We start from the raw sequence: 15,497 nt of genomic DNA, 5'->3' as shown, positions 1-15,497 counted from the left end.
TCCGTTCATCAAGAGGAGAAGATGATGACGAGCCATTTTGACGGTCTGCTCAACGACACGCTGCCATTGCTGCAGGTGGATTTTACCGCCGAGGGCGCGCTGGCTGACCTGGAAAATCCGCCGAACACAGGTGGGTTCGAATTGGTCGGCACGCTGGTACAGCCCGGTTCGAAGATTCACATGACCCATGTGTGGATCACGCCGTTCGACCGCCACCTGCACTGGGTTTCCGAACATGTGCACGATTATGACGAAGTCCTGATCTGGACCGGTAACGATCCTGACAACCCACAGGATCTTGGTGCCGAACTCTACATCGACATCGAGGGCGAGCGCCGCATCATCAACAAATCGGGCTCGATCTATATCCCGGCCGGTGTCCGGCACTGCCCGCTCGGCTTCCATTATGTGAAGCGCCCCTTCCTCTTCCACGCTCTGTCTCTGGATCCGACCTACAAGGCGAAGGTCTGAGGCAAGGTCGCAAAAGAAAAGCCGCCGGCGGTTATCCGCCGGCGGCTTCCGATTTTAAGGGAAGGTGAGTTCCGGTCGCGCCTCAGTCAATTCGGCCGGTGTGGATATTGACCCTCGCCAGGGCATCTCCCACTGCGTCGACGACATGGCTTACTTCCCGTGCTGTGATAACCAGCGGCGGTGTCAGCGCAATCGTTCCACCGTGAATGCCGACGATGACGCCATGTTTCGTGCGCAAGAACCGGTCGATGTCTTTCCTCAGGCTGGGGAAGCGTCCGAACAGGGGCTCACGGGTCGCCTTGTCGGACACCAGTTCGACGCCGACCATCAGGCCGCGGCCGCGCACGTCGCCGACAACTGGCAGGTTGATCAGCTCGCCAAGCTCGTCGAGGAACTGCCGACCACGTTCTCTCGACGCTTCGAGCAGGTTCTCCCGCTCGATGATATCGATATTGGCCGAGGCGACTGCTGCCGCCACAAGGTGGCCCGCATAAGATCCGCCGCCACCGGCGCCGTCGAGGACATCGGCGACATTTGCGTCAAGCAACAGCGCTCCGAGTGGCATGTAGCCGCTGGCGATACCCTTGGCGAGAACGATGATATCGGGCGCCAGATTGTAGTCGAGCGAGCTGTACCAGGCGCCGGCGCGACCAAAACCGGTCACCACCTCGTCCGCGACAAACAGGATGCCGTGCGCCTTCAGCACCGAGACCATGCGTGGCCAATAGTCGTCTGGGGCGGGGATCATCCCCGCCGGTCCCATCACCAGTTCGCCGAACATGGCCGCGATGTTCTTGGCGCCCACCCGCGCAATCGTCTCTTCAAGTTCGCGCACGCAGAAATCGGTCAGGTTCTCGCCGCCGAAAAGCTCGGTGTGATACGGCCATGGCGGCGTCAGCGTGATTGCATTGTCGGGAACATCACCGATTCCCGGCCGCCCTCCTGCAAGCTCGGCCCCGCCATAGGTGCGGCCGTGGAACGAGCCGCGCAGCACCAGCACCTTGGTTCGTTGCGGCTGGCCGCGCCGGTGATGATAGAGCCGCACAAGCTGCAACGCCTCGTCGTCGGCTTCCGAGCCGCTGCTCATCAGACGGACTTTCGCGATGTTCCTGGGCGCGCGCTCGACAAGCCTTTCGCAGAATTCGATCGTCGGAGTGTTGGCGAAATCGGCCATGATGGTGAAATGGGCGAGCGTCGACATCTGCTCGGCTGCCACTTTCGCCAATTCCTCTCGTCCGTGTCCGACTTGCGTCAGCCACGCACCGGCGTGGGCATCGATATATTCCCGCCCTTCCGCATCCCAAAGCGTCGATCCCTTGCCCCGAACCAGAACCAGGCGTTCGGGATCTTGTGGATTGCCATGCGGATGTTGGACGACGCGGGCGTCTCGCTTTGCCCAATCCGTCGCGGCGCCGTTCGTGGAGGTCATGTCTGCTTCCTGAGATAGTGAAAACCGCGCTGTTGGCCGGTCGACAGGCATGCTGCCGCGCTTGCCACGACCGGCGGGTCAAACGGTGGTGAAGAGTTTGGAGATGATGCTCCAATGGCCGTCTTCTTCGACAAGGTGCATGAAGTCGTTGAAGTTCAGGCCCGCCAGCCCGGACATGATGACAGTGGCACTGGCGACCGAGCCTTTGACGATCAGGCTCTCGATGCGAGCCTCGTAGCCCTCATTGGACACGCCTTGCGAGGCCATCCTGTCGATGTCGGCCAGATAGAGTTCCGGTGTCCCCGCAATCGGCTTATCGACCAGAATGCCGGTCATGATCGCCTTGGGATGGAAACATTTGACCAGCTTGGTGCAGTCCAGGTCCCGCGATCCGTCGACATAGGCCTGCAATACGGCGCTCGGGGAAGTGTTTTGCACGGTTGCTCCAATCATGTTGGCGATGGCCATCGCAGGGCATCGACGGGTGTCGTGTTCCCTTGAGCGAGAGCCCGGATTGAGCCGGCATCATGCCGTTGCCGTTCACACTGCGCATCGACATGCCGTCGGCCTCGGGGCCGATCTCTCCGCCTCAATGGACTGTCTGTGATCGAACAATATGTCCGGTTCTTTGGAGACAAAAGCCGTGACGGCTTATACATATTGTTCTACCAAAGCGAACGATGGCTGATCTGCGCAACATCAATCTCAACCGCCTCTCGATTTTCGTTGCGGTGATCGAGGCAGGGTCTCTGTCGGAGGCGGCAAGGCGCACCGGTTTGGCCAAATCCGTGATCAGCACGCATCTGTCGCGGCTCGAGGCCGAAGTCGGCGCGGCGCTCTTGCTGCGCAATCCCCGCAATCTGGGATTGACCGTCGCCGGGCGGCAATTCTTCGAAGCTTGTACGGCGATACTGCGCCAGGTGGACGATGCGGTCGCCGCTCTTGATCGCGAAAACCTCGACATTCGCGGGCTGCTGCGCGTGACGACTTCAGTGGATTTCGGGGCAACCGTCGTGACGCCGGTGCTGGTTTCGTTGGTCAACCAGTTTCCCGGTTTGAAGGTTGATCTGATCGCCTCGGATCGGGTCCTCGATCTTGTTGGCGAAGGCATCGATGTCGCCATCCGCCTGGGCTGGCCGCGCGACAGCAGCTATACCGCGACATTGCTTGGCTCCTTCGCGCAATGGCTGGTCGCACCACCGTCCTGGTCCGATCGCCTCGCCCGCATCCAGAGGCCGCAAAACCTGATGGACTGGCCGTTCGTCGAACTGTCCATTCTCGAACGCGCGGAAAACTGGTCCTTCACCGATCCCGACGGGAAGGTTCAAAAAATCCGGTTCGATCATCGCCTGTCGGCATCGACGACAAGCGCCGTACGCGCCGCTGTCATGGCGGGCGGTGGCCTTGCCGTTCTCCCGGACTACCAGGTTGCCGAAGACGTCACCGCGGGACGCTTGTTGCGGGTTCTACCCGAATGGGCGCTGCCCGATGGCGGCATCTATGCGGTCTTTCCGCAGAAGCGTCACAGATCCCGCAAGGTGGATCTGTTTCTAGATGTGATGAGAAGTAAGATTCGGTATCTGAATAACGAAAACTAGGTCCATGCGGGTTTTCTTGAGTGCCGAATTTTACGCCGAACCGCGCATGATCAGCTTGGCTTCCAGCCGCTTGATCTCCGGTTTGGCGGCCTGCGTTTCCGGGCCGCCGGCAATGCGCGTGAACAGCATGTCGACGCCAGTTGCGGCGATGCCCTGATAATCCTGCGCCACCGTCGTCAGCGGCGGGCAAGTGAAGCGGCTTAACGGGTGGTCGTCATGGCCGGCAACGCGCAACTCGCAGCCGTCATCCCGTCCCACCGGCAGCTTGCGCTCGAAGGCAGCGGCTATCACCCCGAAGGCAAGGCGGTCATTGGCGCAGAGTACGGTCCGGGTCGGAAAGCTGCCGCCGTCCAGGATGCGGCCAGCTTCGCGGTAGCCGAGTTCCTCGAACTCCCAGCCCTTGGCCGAGGTCGGCAATACGATGGGCTCGAAACCGAGCCGCTCCATGGTGGCGATATAGGCCGCGCGGCGCTCCAGCGCGTTCTGGTTGACCGCCGGCATTTCGAGGAAGCAAGGGTGCTCGCCGGTGCGGCACAGATATTCGGTGATCATGCCGATGCTTTGCCGGTTATCCGTGCCCACGAAGGACTGGTCGGTGTTGACCCGATTGTCGAGGAAGATGATCGGCATTGTGCTGACGAGGCTGGCCAGCAAAGTGGCGTCGGTCTCGAACCCCAGCGGCGCCATCAGCACCCCCGCAATGTTCAGCGACATCAAGGTGCGCATCGCGCGGGCTTCTAGCTTGCGTTCGCCATGCGAGGAAAGAACGATCGCCCAATAGCCCTCGGCGAGGCAGCGCATTTCGATCTGGCGGACGACCTCGGCATAGAAGGGGTCGGAGATGTGGGGCACGATCACGCCGATATTCTTCGGCTGCTTGCGGTTGAGGCTGACCGCGAAGATGTTGGGCCGGTAGTCATAGTCCTTGAGCGCTTTTTCGATGCGCGCCCGGGTGGACGGTTTCACGTTGTCGGGGTTGTCGAAATATTTCGAGACCGTCGGACGCGACAGGCCGGTTGCCGCCGCGAACTCCTCCATGGTCCGGATCTTTTGCTCGTTCATGCTCGGCTTCCTGGCCTGCGGGCACGCCGCGAACGGGATAAATCGATTTGTTTCCATGCGTAAATTTATTTTTTGACCGAGGCAAGCCGCCGCAGGTCCGAAAACGATGCTCTCCTGTTAGAGACGCCGCGATAGATGCTGTAGTTCAAGGATTATTCGACTGAGTCAGATTTTATCACGTGTAAAAAAATAAATTGACACGTAGGAGATAATGCGGCATCTGAATGGCGGCTCGGTTTCCGGGCTGAAGTTCCTGCCCCGGAGGTAGCGGCCGACGATGGTCCGCAAGGGCGGGAGACGCTTCGTTCGCGTTCTAATCATCAACCGGCTGGCCGGCGCCGGCCCATGGAGGAACTCATGTTTCGCAAAACGCTTGGCCGCATTCTTCTGTCGGGCGCGGCCCTTGCCATGATGGCGGGCGTCGCTTCGGCCGAAGGCATCGGCGCATCACTGCTGACCCAGCAGCATCCCTTCTACATTTCGCTCGCTGACGCGATGAAGAAGGAGGCCGAGGCCGAGAAGGTGCCGCTCGAAATCGCCATCGCCAACCAGGATCTCTCCAAGCAACTCGCCGATGTCGAGGACTTCATCACCAAGGGTGTGAGCGTCATCATCATCTCGCCGGTGGATTCGAAGGGCGTGAAGGCCGCCATTGCCAAGGCCGAAAAGGCCGGCATCAAGGTCATCACCGTCGACATCCCGGCGAACGGCGTCGACGTCACCTCCTTCGTCGGCACCGACAATTTCGCCGGCGGCGAAAAGGCGGCCGAGCTGATGGCCAAGTCGATCGGCGGCAAGGGCAACGTCGCGGTCATCGATTATCCGACGGTGCAGTCGGTGGTCGACCGCGTCGAAGGCTTCAAGAAGGGCCTGGAAAAGCATCCGGACGTCAAGATCGTCGCGATCCAGCCGGGCATCACCCGCCCCGAGGCGCTGGCCGCCGCGCAGAACATCCTGCAGGCCAATCCCGACATCGTCGGCATCTTCGGCTTCGGCGACGACGCGGCACTTGCCGCCGCCGCTGCGGTCAAGGCCGCCAAGCTCGACGCCCAGGTCAAGGTGATCGGCTTCGACGGCATGGAAGAAGCCCGCAACGCGGTCAAGAACGACCCGGTGATGGTGGGCGTCATCGCCCAGTATCCGGGCGAGATGGGCAAGGTTGCGGTGGAGACCGCGGCCAAGGTCATCAAGGGCGAGACAGTCGCGGCCAAGCAGCCGATCGTTCCGGGCGTCGTCACCAAGGACGGCGAGACCAAGTAAGCCCAACTGGGGACGGCGGCGGGAACCGCCGCTGTCCTTTCTCCTGGCGCCCGCCCGGCCGGGCGCCGACACTCACGCATGCCCCGCACAAAGGAAGCGTTTCGCGCGCCGCGCCGTCGGCGGGCGAGCCGTCTGGTTATCGAGGAGCGATCCGTGACAGCCACCAGCCAAACCACTCATCCCGATGCCCCGCAGGCCGCGGGCGACGTGGTGCTCGAAATCCGCGACATCGCGAAGTCGTTCGGGCCGGTGGTGGCGCTCAAGCGCATGAACCTCACCGTGCGGCGTGGGCGCGTTCACACGCTGCTGGGGGAAAACGGCGCCGGCAAGTCCACTTTGATGAAGATCCTCGCCGGCGTCTTCACGCCGACGGCGGGCAACATCGTGCTGAAGGGCAGCGCCTACACGCCGCGCAATCCGCGCGACGCCCGCGCGCACGGCATTTCCATCGTGTTCCAGGAACTCAGCCTCTGCCGCAACCTGTCGGTGGCCGAGAACATCTTCGCCAGCCATGAGCCCAGCCGTTTCGGCTTCATCCGCGACCGCGAACTCAATGCCGCCGCCGAGCGCCTGATCCGTGAACTAGGCCTGCCGGTCGACGTGCGCGCCAAGGTCGGTGATCTGTCGATCGCCCAGCGCCAGCTGGTCGAGATCGCCAAGGGCCTCAGCCTGCCGGCCGACGTGATCATCCTCGACGAGCCGACATCGTCGCTGTCCGACAGCGAGGCCGAAATCCTGTTCACCATCGTCGAGCGGCTTAAGGGCCAGGGCAAGGCGGTGATCTACATCTCTCATCGCATGGAAGAGATCATGCGGCTCTCCGACGACATCACCGTCATGCGCGACGGCGAATACGTCACCACCACCGAGAAGAGTGAGACCAGCATCGACAAGCTGATCACGCTGATGGTCGGCCGCGCGATGAACGACATCTACCCGCCGCGCGAGGCGCCGCGTCCGTCGCCCAATACGCCGCCGGTTCTGGCGACGAAGCAACTCACCCTTGCCGGCAAGTTTCGCGACGTCTCGATCGACGTGAAGCCGGGCGAGGTCGTCGGCCTGTTCGGCCTCGTCGGGTCGGGCCGCTCCGACGTGATGAAGGCGCTGTTCGGCATGTATGCGCCGCACGGCGAAATCCTGCTCGACGGCAGGCCGGTCGCGTTCGCCTCGTCGGCGCAGGCCATTCGCGCCGGCATCGCCTTCGTCACCGAGAATCGCAAGGAAGAAGGCCTGGTGCTACCCCACAGCGTGGAGCGCAACATCAACATGGTCGCGCTCGGCCAGCTTTCCGCACCGCTCGGCCTGATGCGCGGCGCGGCGGAGCGCAAGGCGGCCCGGGCCGAGGTGAAGCGCCTGGCCATCAAGACCGCCTCGATCGACACCAGGGCCGGTTCGCTGAGCGGCGGCAACCAGCAGAAGATCGTGCTGGCCAAGTGGCTCCGGATCAAGCCGCGCGTGCTGATCCTGGACGAGCCGACCCGCGGCGTCGACGTCGGCGCCAAGTTCGAGATCTACTGCATCATCCGCGAACTCGCCGCCAACGGCACCGCGATCCTGATGGTCTCCTCCGAGCTTCCGGAGGTTCTGGGCCTCAGCGACCGCGTGGTGGTGATGCACGACAAGTCCATCGCCGCCGTGTTGGAAGCCGACGGCCTCACACCCGAAACCGTCATGACCCATGCAGCGGGGATAAACGCATGAGCAACGTGCAGGACATCCAGAAGAAGGCCGCAGACACCGAGGTTCGCGGCTCGTTCCTGGCCTCGCCGACGGTGCGCCAATATAGCGGCATCATCATTTCGCTGGCCGTGCTGTGCGTCGTGTTCTCGGTGATGAGCCCGCGCTTCCTGGCCTTGAACAACTTCATGAACATCATGCAGCAGGTGGCGGTCATCGCGGTCGCCGCCTACGGCATGACCTATGTCATCCTGCTCGGCGACATCGACCTGTCGATCGGCTCCATCATCGCCGTCTCCGGCATGGTGGCGGCGCAGGCCTTCGCCATGGGTTTCGGTTTCGTCCCGGTCGTGGCGCTGACGCTGGCGGCGGGCGCGCTCATGGGCGCGCTCAACGGCACGCTGTCGGCGAAGCTGATGTTGCCATCCTTCATCGTGACGGTGGCGACGATGGGCATCTATCGCGGCGCGGTCAGCCTGCCTACCAACGGCGCGCCGGCGATGATCGAGAACGAGACCTGGCTCGCCATCGGCGCCGAAAGCTGGCTTGGCATCCCGATCATCATCTGGATCATGGCCGTGCTGTTCGTGGTCAACCACATCGTCCTGTCCAAGACGATCTTCGGGCGGCAGGTCTATCTCACCGGCGGCAACCGGGAGGCGGCGGTCTATTCGGGCATCCGCGTGGACCGGATCAAGATCATTGTCTTCACCATCTCCGGCATGATGGCCGCGATCAGCGGCATGCTTTTGTCCTCGCGCCTGTCGTCGGCACAGACCAATGCCGGCATGGGATACGAACTCGACGCCATCGCGGCCGTGGTTCTCGGCGGCACCTCGCTCGCCGGTGGTGTCGGCACCATCGTCGGCACCATCCTCGGCGCGCTCATCATCGGCGTCATCAACAACGGCATGAACATGCTGTCGGTGCCCTATTTCTACCAGCTCATCGTCAAGGGCGTCGTCATCCTCGTCGCCGTCTGGCTCGACGTGCGCAGCAAATCCGCCCGGGCCTGACCGGCAAGCAATCCTCGGTAAGCAATCATGAAAAAGATCATCACCATCGGCGAGATCGTCGTCGAGATCATGGCCGTTGAGCCGGGGCACGGTTTCACCACCGCCATTCCGCTTGTCGGTCCCTTCGCGTCTGGTGCGCCGGCGATCTTCATCGACCAAGTGGCGAAGCTCGGCCAGCCCTGCGGCATCGTCAGCGCCGTCGGCAATGACGATTTCGGCGTGCTCAATGTCGAACGCCTCGCCCGGGACGGCGCCGATGTGTCCGCCATCGGCGTCCATCCCACTGCGGCCACCGGCAGCGCCTTCGTGCGCTACCGGCCGGACGGCAACCGCGATTTCATCTACAACATCCGGCATAGCGCTTGCAGCGCTATCGGCTTGACGCCCGAGGCGGAGAAGCTGATCGACGGCGCTAACCACCTGCACATCATGGGCTCGGCGCTGTTCTTCGACGGCATCGTGTCGGCCATCTTCGAAGCGACGTCGCGCATCAAGGCCAAGGGCGGCACCGTCTCCTTCGATCCCAACATCCGCAAGGAGATGCTGGAGCTGCCCGGCATGCGCGCAGCACTCTCCCACGCTCTGGAAAACACCGACCTGTTCATGCCGAGCGGCGCGGAGATCTTTCTTTTCACCGAAGCGATGGAAGAAAAACTGGCCGTCGCAGAGCTGCTCGCGCGTGGCATCAAGGTCGTGGTCATCAAGCGCGGGGCGGACGGCGCCAGCTATTTCGATGCCGCCGGCGAGGTTTTCGTCCCTGCGTTCGAGGTGGACGAAATCGATCCGACCGGCGCGGGCGACAGTTTTGGCGCAGCCTTCGTCACCTGCTGGCTGCGCGGGATGGAATCTCGCAAGGCGCTGACCATCGCCAATGCCACCGGTGCACGCGCCGTGGGTGTGAAGGGGCCGATGGAGGGCACCTCCACCATGGCCGAGATCGAAACATTCTTGCACAATCAGGGAGGTGCGGCATGAGCGCCACCAGCACACTCGCCGATCTTCCCGCCCGCTATGCGGCTGGCGAACGGCGAGGCATCTCCTCCATTTGTTCGGCCCACCCATTGGTGATCGAGGCCGCCTTCCTCGAAAGCCTCTCGGTCGAAAAGGACGTCCTGATCGAGGCCACCTGCAACCAAGTGAACCAGGAGGGTGGCTATACCGGCATGACGCCTGCCGAGTTTCGCCGCTTCGTGGAAGAGATCGCCGTCCGTGTCGGCTTCAATACGCGCCGCCTCATCCTTGGCGGCGACCATCTCGGCCCCAATCCGTGGAAGCACCTGCCGGCGGAAGACGCGATGCAGCGCTCCGAGGCGATGATGGATGCCTTCGTGCGCGCCGGCTTCACGAAGATCCACCTCGACACCTCGATGGGCTGTGCCGGAGAGCCGGTGGCGCTGTCGGATGCCGAGACCGCCGCGCGTGCCGCGCGCCTTGCGCTGGTTGCCGAGCGTGCGGCGGCAGAATCAGGCTACGATCTGCCCGTCTATATCATTGGCACGGAAGTGCCGATCCCCGGCGGCGCCATGGAGGCGCTCGATCATCTGGAACTGACAACGCCGGCTGCTGCCCTCGAAACCGTGGAGGTCCATCGCAAGGCATTCGGCGCACTCGGTCTCGAGGATGCCTTCGCCCGCGCCATCGGCGCCGTGGTGCAGCCGGGCGTGGAGTTCGGCAATGAGAACGTCGTGGTCTACGACCGTGCCGCCGCCCGCGATCTCAGCGGCGTCCTGCGCCAAATGCCGCAATTCGTCTTCGAGGCGCATTCGACTGACTATCAGCCGGTGTCGGCTTTACGGGCGCTCGTGGAAGACGGCTTTGCCATCCTGAAGGTTGGCCCGGGCCTCACCTTCGCGCTGCGCGAAGCGCTCTACGGCCTCGACCAGATCGCCGCCTTCCTTGATGGCGGACCCGAGACCATTCGCCCTGGCATGGAGGCACTGCTGCTCGCCGAGCCCAAGAATTGGGAGAAGTATTATCACGGCGCGGCTGCCGACCTTCGCCTCCAGCGCCACTTCTCCTACAGCGACCGCATCCGATATTACTGGCCACATCCGCAGGCAACTGCCCTCGTCGATGCGCTGTTCAAGCGGCTCGAAGGTCGCATCCTGCCTGAAACGCTGATCAGCCAGTATCTCGGCGCGCTCTACCCGGCCGTCGCGGCCGGCAAGGTGGAAGCAGCGGCGCGGGCGCTGGTGCTGGAGGCAATACGCAGCGTCATACGAAGCTACAACGACGCAACCGGGTGATCGAGCGCTTGGAGCGACAAAATAAAATGACGTCGAAAAACCTCAAGTAGAAGAGGCTGCATGAAATTATGCCACACTGACGTGTTTAGGGCGTATCGATCAAGCTAGGCACCCAGGGGCATTGCAACGCGATCTCACATCGTCGACGTCAATGCCCAAATCCCAACTCGATGATGCCCGAACCACAACCCGCAAAACCCTGTTGACCTTCCAATCATTGGAACCCGTACCGTCGCCGCAAATCATCAAGCGGTGTCGCCGGAAACGGCGCTCGCTGAAGCGGCGAGGCGGTGCAATTGGTTCTGAAATCGAGAACGTTTCTGTTTGTGGCGGTGGCGTTGAGCGGCGGCGCTTTGCTTGCCTATCTCAATGGTGTGCCGACCTATATTGGCCGGGCATCCGCGTCAGGTGAAGCAAGTGAGGCCGCATCTGTTCCCCCGCCGCCTCAAGTTCCCGTGGCCGAGGTCGTCACGCGCGTTATGGCGACGTCGTCGGAGTTTACCGGCGTGGTGGAGGCGGCCAAGATGGTTGAGCTGAGGTCGCGCATTGGCGGCACGATCGAGACCGTCGACGTACCGGAAGGGGGGCTTGTCGAACGTGGGCAGCTGCTTTTCCAGATTGATCCCAGGCCGTTCGAGGTCGCGCTCCAGAATGCTGAAGCGCAATTGCAGCGGGCCGAGATCCTCTTGTCCCAGGCTGAGACCGACCTCGATCGCTCGCAGCGGCTGGCTCCAAGCGGTGCCATCTCCAGGAAGACTTACGACGATGCCTTGTCCAGGAAACGGGAGCGGCAGGCGCAGGTACTGGAGGCGACGGCCGCGGTCGCCGCAGCCCGGCTCGATCTTTCGTATTCGCGCGTCACCGCGCCGATCGACGGGCGCGTCGATCGGGTGCTGGTGACGGAAGGCAATCTCGTCACCGGCGCGTCAGGGGCGTCCGCGACGCTGCTCACCACGATCGTTTCAGTCGATCCCGTGCAGGTCTATTTCGATATCGACGAGCCGACCTATCTGGATTTCCTCAGCCAGGCACGACCCGAAACAGTCGATCAAAAGGGCGGCTCGCTTCCGGTCAGCGTTGGCCTTGCGACCGAGAACGGCCATCCGCATTCCGGCAGACTGGATTTTGTAGGCAACCGCATCGATCGCGCCACCGGCACGATCCGCGCCCGCGCGGTGCTCGCCAATCCCGACGGCCGACTCATTCCCGGCCTGTTTGCGCGGGTGAAGCTTGCCACCAGCACTCCGCGCGAGACCGTCCTGATCGATGATCAGGCAATCGGCACCGACCAGGGGCGTCGCTACGTGCTCGTGCTCGGTGCTGGCGACAAGGTCGAATACCGGCCTGTCGAGCTTGGTCCGATGAACGAGGGACTGCGTGTCGTTGCAAGCGGTCTCGGGCCCAAGGAAACGATCATCATCAAGGGTCTGGTTAGACCTGGCATGCAGGTGACCCCGAACCGGATCGCGATGGCGCCGAGTCAACGCTCCGCCGAGGGCGTAATCAGCGGTGAAACACAGGAGGCGCGTCAATGAACCTGCCTCGCTTTTTCATCGACCGCCCGATCTTCGCCGTCGTCCTTTCGGCACTGATGCTGATTGCCGGCGTGATCACGCTGTTCCGGCTTCCCTTGAGCGAATACCCGGCCGTCACCCCGCCAACGGTGCAGGTGACGGCGAGCTATCCCGGCGCCAGCCCTGAAGTCATTGCCGAAACCGTGGCCGCCCCGCTCGAACAGTCGATCAACGGTGTCGAAGGCATGCTCTATATGAGCTCGCAGGCGGCGACCGACGGCAGGATGACGCTGACGGTGACCTTCGCCCAGGGCACCGATCCGGACATGGCGCAGATCCAGGTGCAGAACCGCGTCTCGCGCGCGCTGCCGCGTCTGCCCGAGGAGGTTCAGCGCATCGGTGTCGTGACGCAGAAGACGTCGCCCGACATTCTCATGGTGGTTCACCTCGTCTCGCCCGACAAACGCTACGATCCGCTCTATATCTCCAACTTTGCCACGCTTCAGGTTCGAGACACGATCGCGCGTCTGCCTGGGGTCGGCGATGTCATCGTATGGGGCGCGGGCGAATATGCCATGCGCATCTGGCTGGACCCAGCCAAGGTTGCCGCGCGTGGTCTGACAGCAAGCGATGTCATCGCGGCCATTCGCGAGCAGAACGTCCAGGTGGCCGCTGGTTCGGTTGGCCAGCAGCCGTCGCAGGCGGCAAGCTATCAGGTCACCGTCAGCACGCTTGGGCGGCTATCCAGCGAAGAACAGTTCGGCGACATCATCATCAAGACAGGTGAAGACGGGCAGACCGTGCGCCTGCGCGATGTCGCGCGCATTGGGCTAGGCGCCGATGCTTATGCGCTGCGCAGCCTGCTTGACGGCGAGCCGGCCGTCGCAATGCAGATCATTCAGCGTCCCGGGGCAAACGCGCTCGATGTTTCAAGCGCGGTTCGCGCCGAGATGGAGCAGTTGAAGCGCAACTTCCCGGAGGGCCTCGAATACCGGATCGCTTATGATCCAACCGTGTTCGTGCGGGCGTCCCTGGCGGCGGTGGTGCAGACGCTGGTCGAAGCGATCATTCTGGTGGTGATCGTCGTTGTCCTGTTCCTGCAAACCTGGCGCGCCTCCGTCATCCCGCTCGTCGCCGTTCCGATATCGCTCATCGGCACGCTCGCGGTGATGTATCTGCTGGGCTTCTCGCTCAACACCTTGTCCCTGTTCGGCCTGGTGTTGTCGATCGGCATCGTGGTCGACGATGCCATCGTGGTCGTCGAGAACGTCGAACGACATATCGGGCTTGGTGAAACGCCGAAAGAAGCGGCTCGCAAGGCGATGGATGAGGTGACCGCGCCGATCATCGCGATCACATCGGTTCTTGCCGCGGTCTTCATCCCTTCGGCATTCCTGTCCGGCCTGCAAGGCGAATTCTATCGCCAGTTCGCGGTTACCATCGCCATCTCGACGGTTCTGTCGGCGATCAACTCCCTGACCCTGTCGCCGGCGCTGGCTGGTCTGCTCTTGAAATCGCACCACGCCGGGCATGGCCGCGATTGGCTGACCCGCGGCATCGACTTCGCGTTCGGCTGGTTCTTCCGCCTGTTCAATCGTTTCTTCGACAGCGCGTCGAATGCCTATGTCGGCGCGGCGCGGCGCGCGGTTCGCGTCAGCGGCGTTGTCTTGGTGGTCTATGCGGGGTTGCTGGGGGCAACCTGGATGGGGTTCCAGAGCATCCCGACGGGTTTCGTACCCGCGCAGGACAAATATTATCTTGTCGGTATCGCGCAGTTGCCATCCGGTGCCTCGCTCGACCGGACCGAAGCCGTCGTCAAGGAGATGTCCAGGATCGCACTGGCTGAGCCCGGCGTTGAAAGCGTGGTGGCCTTCCCCGGTTTGTCGGTCAACGGTTTCGTCAACCTGCCAAACGCCGCCGTCATCTTCGCCATGCTCGATCCGTTCGAACAGCGCAAGGATCCCGCACTTGGCGCCAATGCCATCGCCGGGCGATTGATGGGCAAATACAGTCAGATTCCGGATGGCTTCGTCGGCATATTCCCGCCGCCGCCGGTGCCGGGGCTTGGCACGACCGGTGGGTTCAAACTTCAGATCGAGGATCGCTCAGGGGCGGGCCTTGAAGCCCTTGCCAAGGCGCAGGGCGAGATCATGGCGAGGGCCATGCAGGCACCGGAGCTTGCCGGCATGATGGCGAGTTTCCAGGTGAACGCGCCGCAGGTCCAGGTCGATCTCGACCGCGTGAAAGCCAAGGCTCAGGGCGTTCCGCTGACGGCGGTCTTCGACACGTTGCAGGTCAATCTGGGGTCCCTGTACGCCAACGACTTCAATCGTTTCGGGCGTACCTACCGCGTCATCGTTCAGGCCGACGAGCCGTTCCGCGCTCAGGTCGACGACATAGCGCGCCTCAAGGTTCGCAATGCGGCGGGCGAGATGCTGCCGCTCGCAGCCCTTGCAACCATCGCTACCAGTTCGGGGCCGGATCGAGTGATGCATTACAACGGCTATCCGTCGGTCGACATCACCGGAGGTCCGGCTCCGGGGTATTCGTCGGGGCAGGCTACGGCGGCGATCGAACGTATTCTGAACGAAACGCTGCCGGCTGGCATGGCCTTTGAGTGGACCGACCTGACCTATCAGGAGAAATTAGCCGGCAACACGGCAATGATCGTGTTCCCCCTGGCGGTGCTGTTGGCGTTCCTGATCCTGGCCGCTCAGTATAACAGCTGGTCTCTGCCTTTCGCGGTGCTGCTCATCGCGCCGTTGGCGCTGCTCTCCGCCATCGCCGGGGTCTGGTTTTCCAGCGGTGACAACAACATCTTCACCCAGATTGCTTTCGTCGTGCTGGTGGGTCTCGCGGCCAAGAACGCCATCTTGATTGTGGAGTTTGCCCACGAAGAGGAAAAGAAGGGCAGGGATCCGCTCGCGGCGGTACTCGAAGCCGCGCGCCTGCGTCTGAGGCCGATCCTGATGACATCGCTTGCCTTCATCGCGGGCGTGGTGCCCCTCGTCATTGCGACAGGCGCGGGCGCCGAGATGCGTCATGCCATGGGCATCGCGGTGTTCGCCGGCATGCTTGGCGTCACGCTTTTCGGATTGATCCTGACGCCGGTCTTTTATGTCGTGATCCGTCGGATCGTTCTGAGGCGGGAGGCTCGCACCACGGGACGGCCGGTGCCATCTCCTTAGCCGGCGGCCATTCGGCAAGCGCTGGCTCGTGGTGAT

12 protein-coding genes are annotated in these 15,497 nt (G+C 62.8%); 9 read left to right on the top strand and 3 right to left on the bottom strand.

What is annotated here, in order from left to right:
- The first annotated feature begins 24 nt into the window (after positions 1 to 24).
- Entirely contained in the window at positions 25 to 471 is a 447-nt protein-coding gene (locus tag AB4136_RS03515) for a hypothetical protein (protein WP_024924940.1), read from the top strand.
- 82 nt (positions 472 to 553) lie between these two features.
- Here the strand turns inward: AB4136_RS03515 and AB4136_RS03510 are convergent, their stop codons facing one another.
- Both AB4136_RS03510 and AB4136_RS03505 read right to left on the bottom strand, forming a co-directional pair.
- Positions 554 to 1,900, bottom strand: a complete 1,347-nt coding sequence (locus AB4136_RS03510; protein WP_171020974.1) for an aminotransferase class III-fold pyridoxal phosphate-dependent enzyme — start codon at positions 1,898 to 1,900, stop codon at positions 554 to 556.
- A gap of 78 nt (positions 1,901 to 1,978) precedes the next feature.
- Positions 1,979 to 2,338 carry a nuclear transport factor 2 family protein gene (locus AB4136_RS03505; RefSeq protein ID WP_161773098.1) on the bottom strand — a complete coding sequence of 120 codons (360 nt, stop codon included), beginning with the start codon at positions 2,336 to 2,338 and terminating at the stop codon, positions 1,979 to 1,981.
- 242 nt (positions 2,339 to 2,580) lie between these two features.
- Here AB4136_RS03505 and AB4136_RS03500 point away from each other — a divergent pair, with 242 nt between their 5' ends.
- The gene (locus AB4136_RS03500; protein WP_024924937.1) at positions 2,581 to 3,498 is read left to right on the top strand and encodes a LysR family transcriptional regulator; all 918 of its coding nucleotides are present in this window, start codon (positions 2,581 to 2,583) and stop codon (positions 3,496 to 3,498) included.
- A 30-nt stretch (positions 3,499 to 3,528) separates the two neighbouring features.
- On the opposite strand, the gene AB4136_RS03495 is transcribed toward AB4136_RS03500, so the two are convergent.
- Positions 3,529 to 4,560, bottom strand: a complete 1,032-nt coding sequence (locus AB4136_RS03495; RefSeq protein WP_024924936.1) for a LacI family DNA-binding transcriptional regulator — start codon at positions 4,558 to 4,560, stop codon at positions 3,529 to 3,531.
- A gap of 357 nt (positions 4,561 to 4,917) precedes the next feature.
- Here AB4136_RS03495 and AB4136_RS03490 point away from each other — a divergent pair, with 357 nt between their 5' ends.
- The 7 genes from AB4136_RS03490 (at position 4,918) to AB4136_RS03460 (ending at position 15,461) form a co-directional block, all read left to right on the top strand.
- Positions 4,918 to 5,820 carry a substrate-binding domain-containing protein gene (locus AB4136_RS03490; protein ID WP_024924935.1) on the top strand — a complete coding sequence of 301 codons (903 nt, stop codon included), beginning with the start codon at positions 4,918 to 4,920 and terminating at the stop codon, positions 5,818 to 5,820.
- Between the two features lie 78 nt (positions 5,821 to 5,898).
- On the top strand, positions 5,899 to 7,521 hold the full coding sequence (locus tag AB4136_RS03485) for a sugar ABC transporter ATP-binding protein (RefSeq protein WP_081766912.1): 1,623 nt from the start codon (positions 5,899 to 5,901) through the stop codon (positions 7,519 to 7,521).
- On the top strand, positions 7,518 to 8,513 hold the full coding sequence (locus tag AB4136_RS03480; protein WP_024924933.1) for an ABC transporter permease: 996 nt from the start codon (positions 7,518 to 7,520) through the stop codon (positions 8,511 to 8,513). Before AB4136_RS03485 ends, AB4136_RS03480 begins: the two co-directional genes overlap by 4 nt.
- Positions 8,514 to 8,540: 27 nt before the next feature.
- On the top strand, positions 8,541 to 9,488 hold the full coding sequence (locus AB4136_RS03475) for a tagatose kinase (protein WP_024924932.1): 948 nt from the start codon (positions 8,541 to 8,543) through the stop codon (positions 9,486 to 9,488).
- Entirely contained in the window at positions 9,485 to 10,759 is a 1,275-nt protein-coding gene (locus AB4136_RS03470; protein ID WP_024924931.1) for a D-tagatose-bisphosphate aldolase, class II, non-catalytic subunit, read from the top strand. The genes AB4136_RS03475 and AB4136_RS03470 overlap by 4 nt, the downstream gene beginning before the upstream one ends.
- Before the next feature lie 455 nt (positions 10,760 to 11,214).
- The gene (locus tag AB4136_RS03465) at positions 11,215 to 12,294 is read left to right on the top strand and encodes an efflux RND transporter periplasmic adaptor subunit (RefSeq protein ID WP_307418966.1); all 1,080 of its coding nucleotides are present in this window, start codon (positions 11,215 to 11,217) and stop codon (positions 12,292 to 12,294) included.
- Positions 12,291 to 15,461, top strand: a complete 3,171-nt coding sequence (locus AB4136_RS03460) for an efflux RND transporter permease subunit (RefSeq protein WP_137901083.1) — start codon at positions 12,291 to 12,293, stop codon at positions 15,459 to 15,461. The genes AB4136_RS03465 and AB4136_RS03460 overlap by 4 nt, the downstream gene beginning before the upstream one ends.
- Positions 15,462 to 15,497 lie beyond the last annotated feature (36 nt).

The organism is Mesorhizobium sp. 2RAF21, assembly GCF_052115345.1.
Classification (GTDB): Bacteria; Pseudomonadota; Alphaproteobacteria; order Rhizobiales; family Rhizobiaceae; genus Mesorhizobium; species Mesorhizobium terrae.
This window is presented reverse-complemented; position numbering and strand designations above follow the sequence as displayed.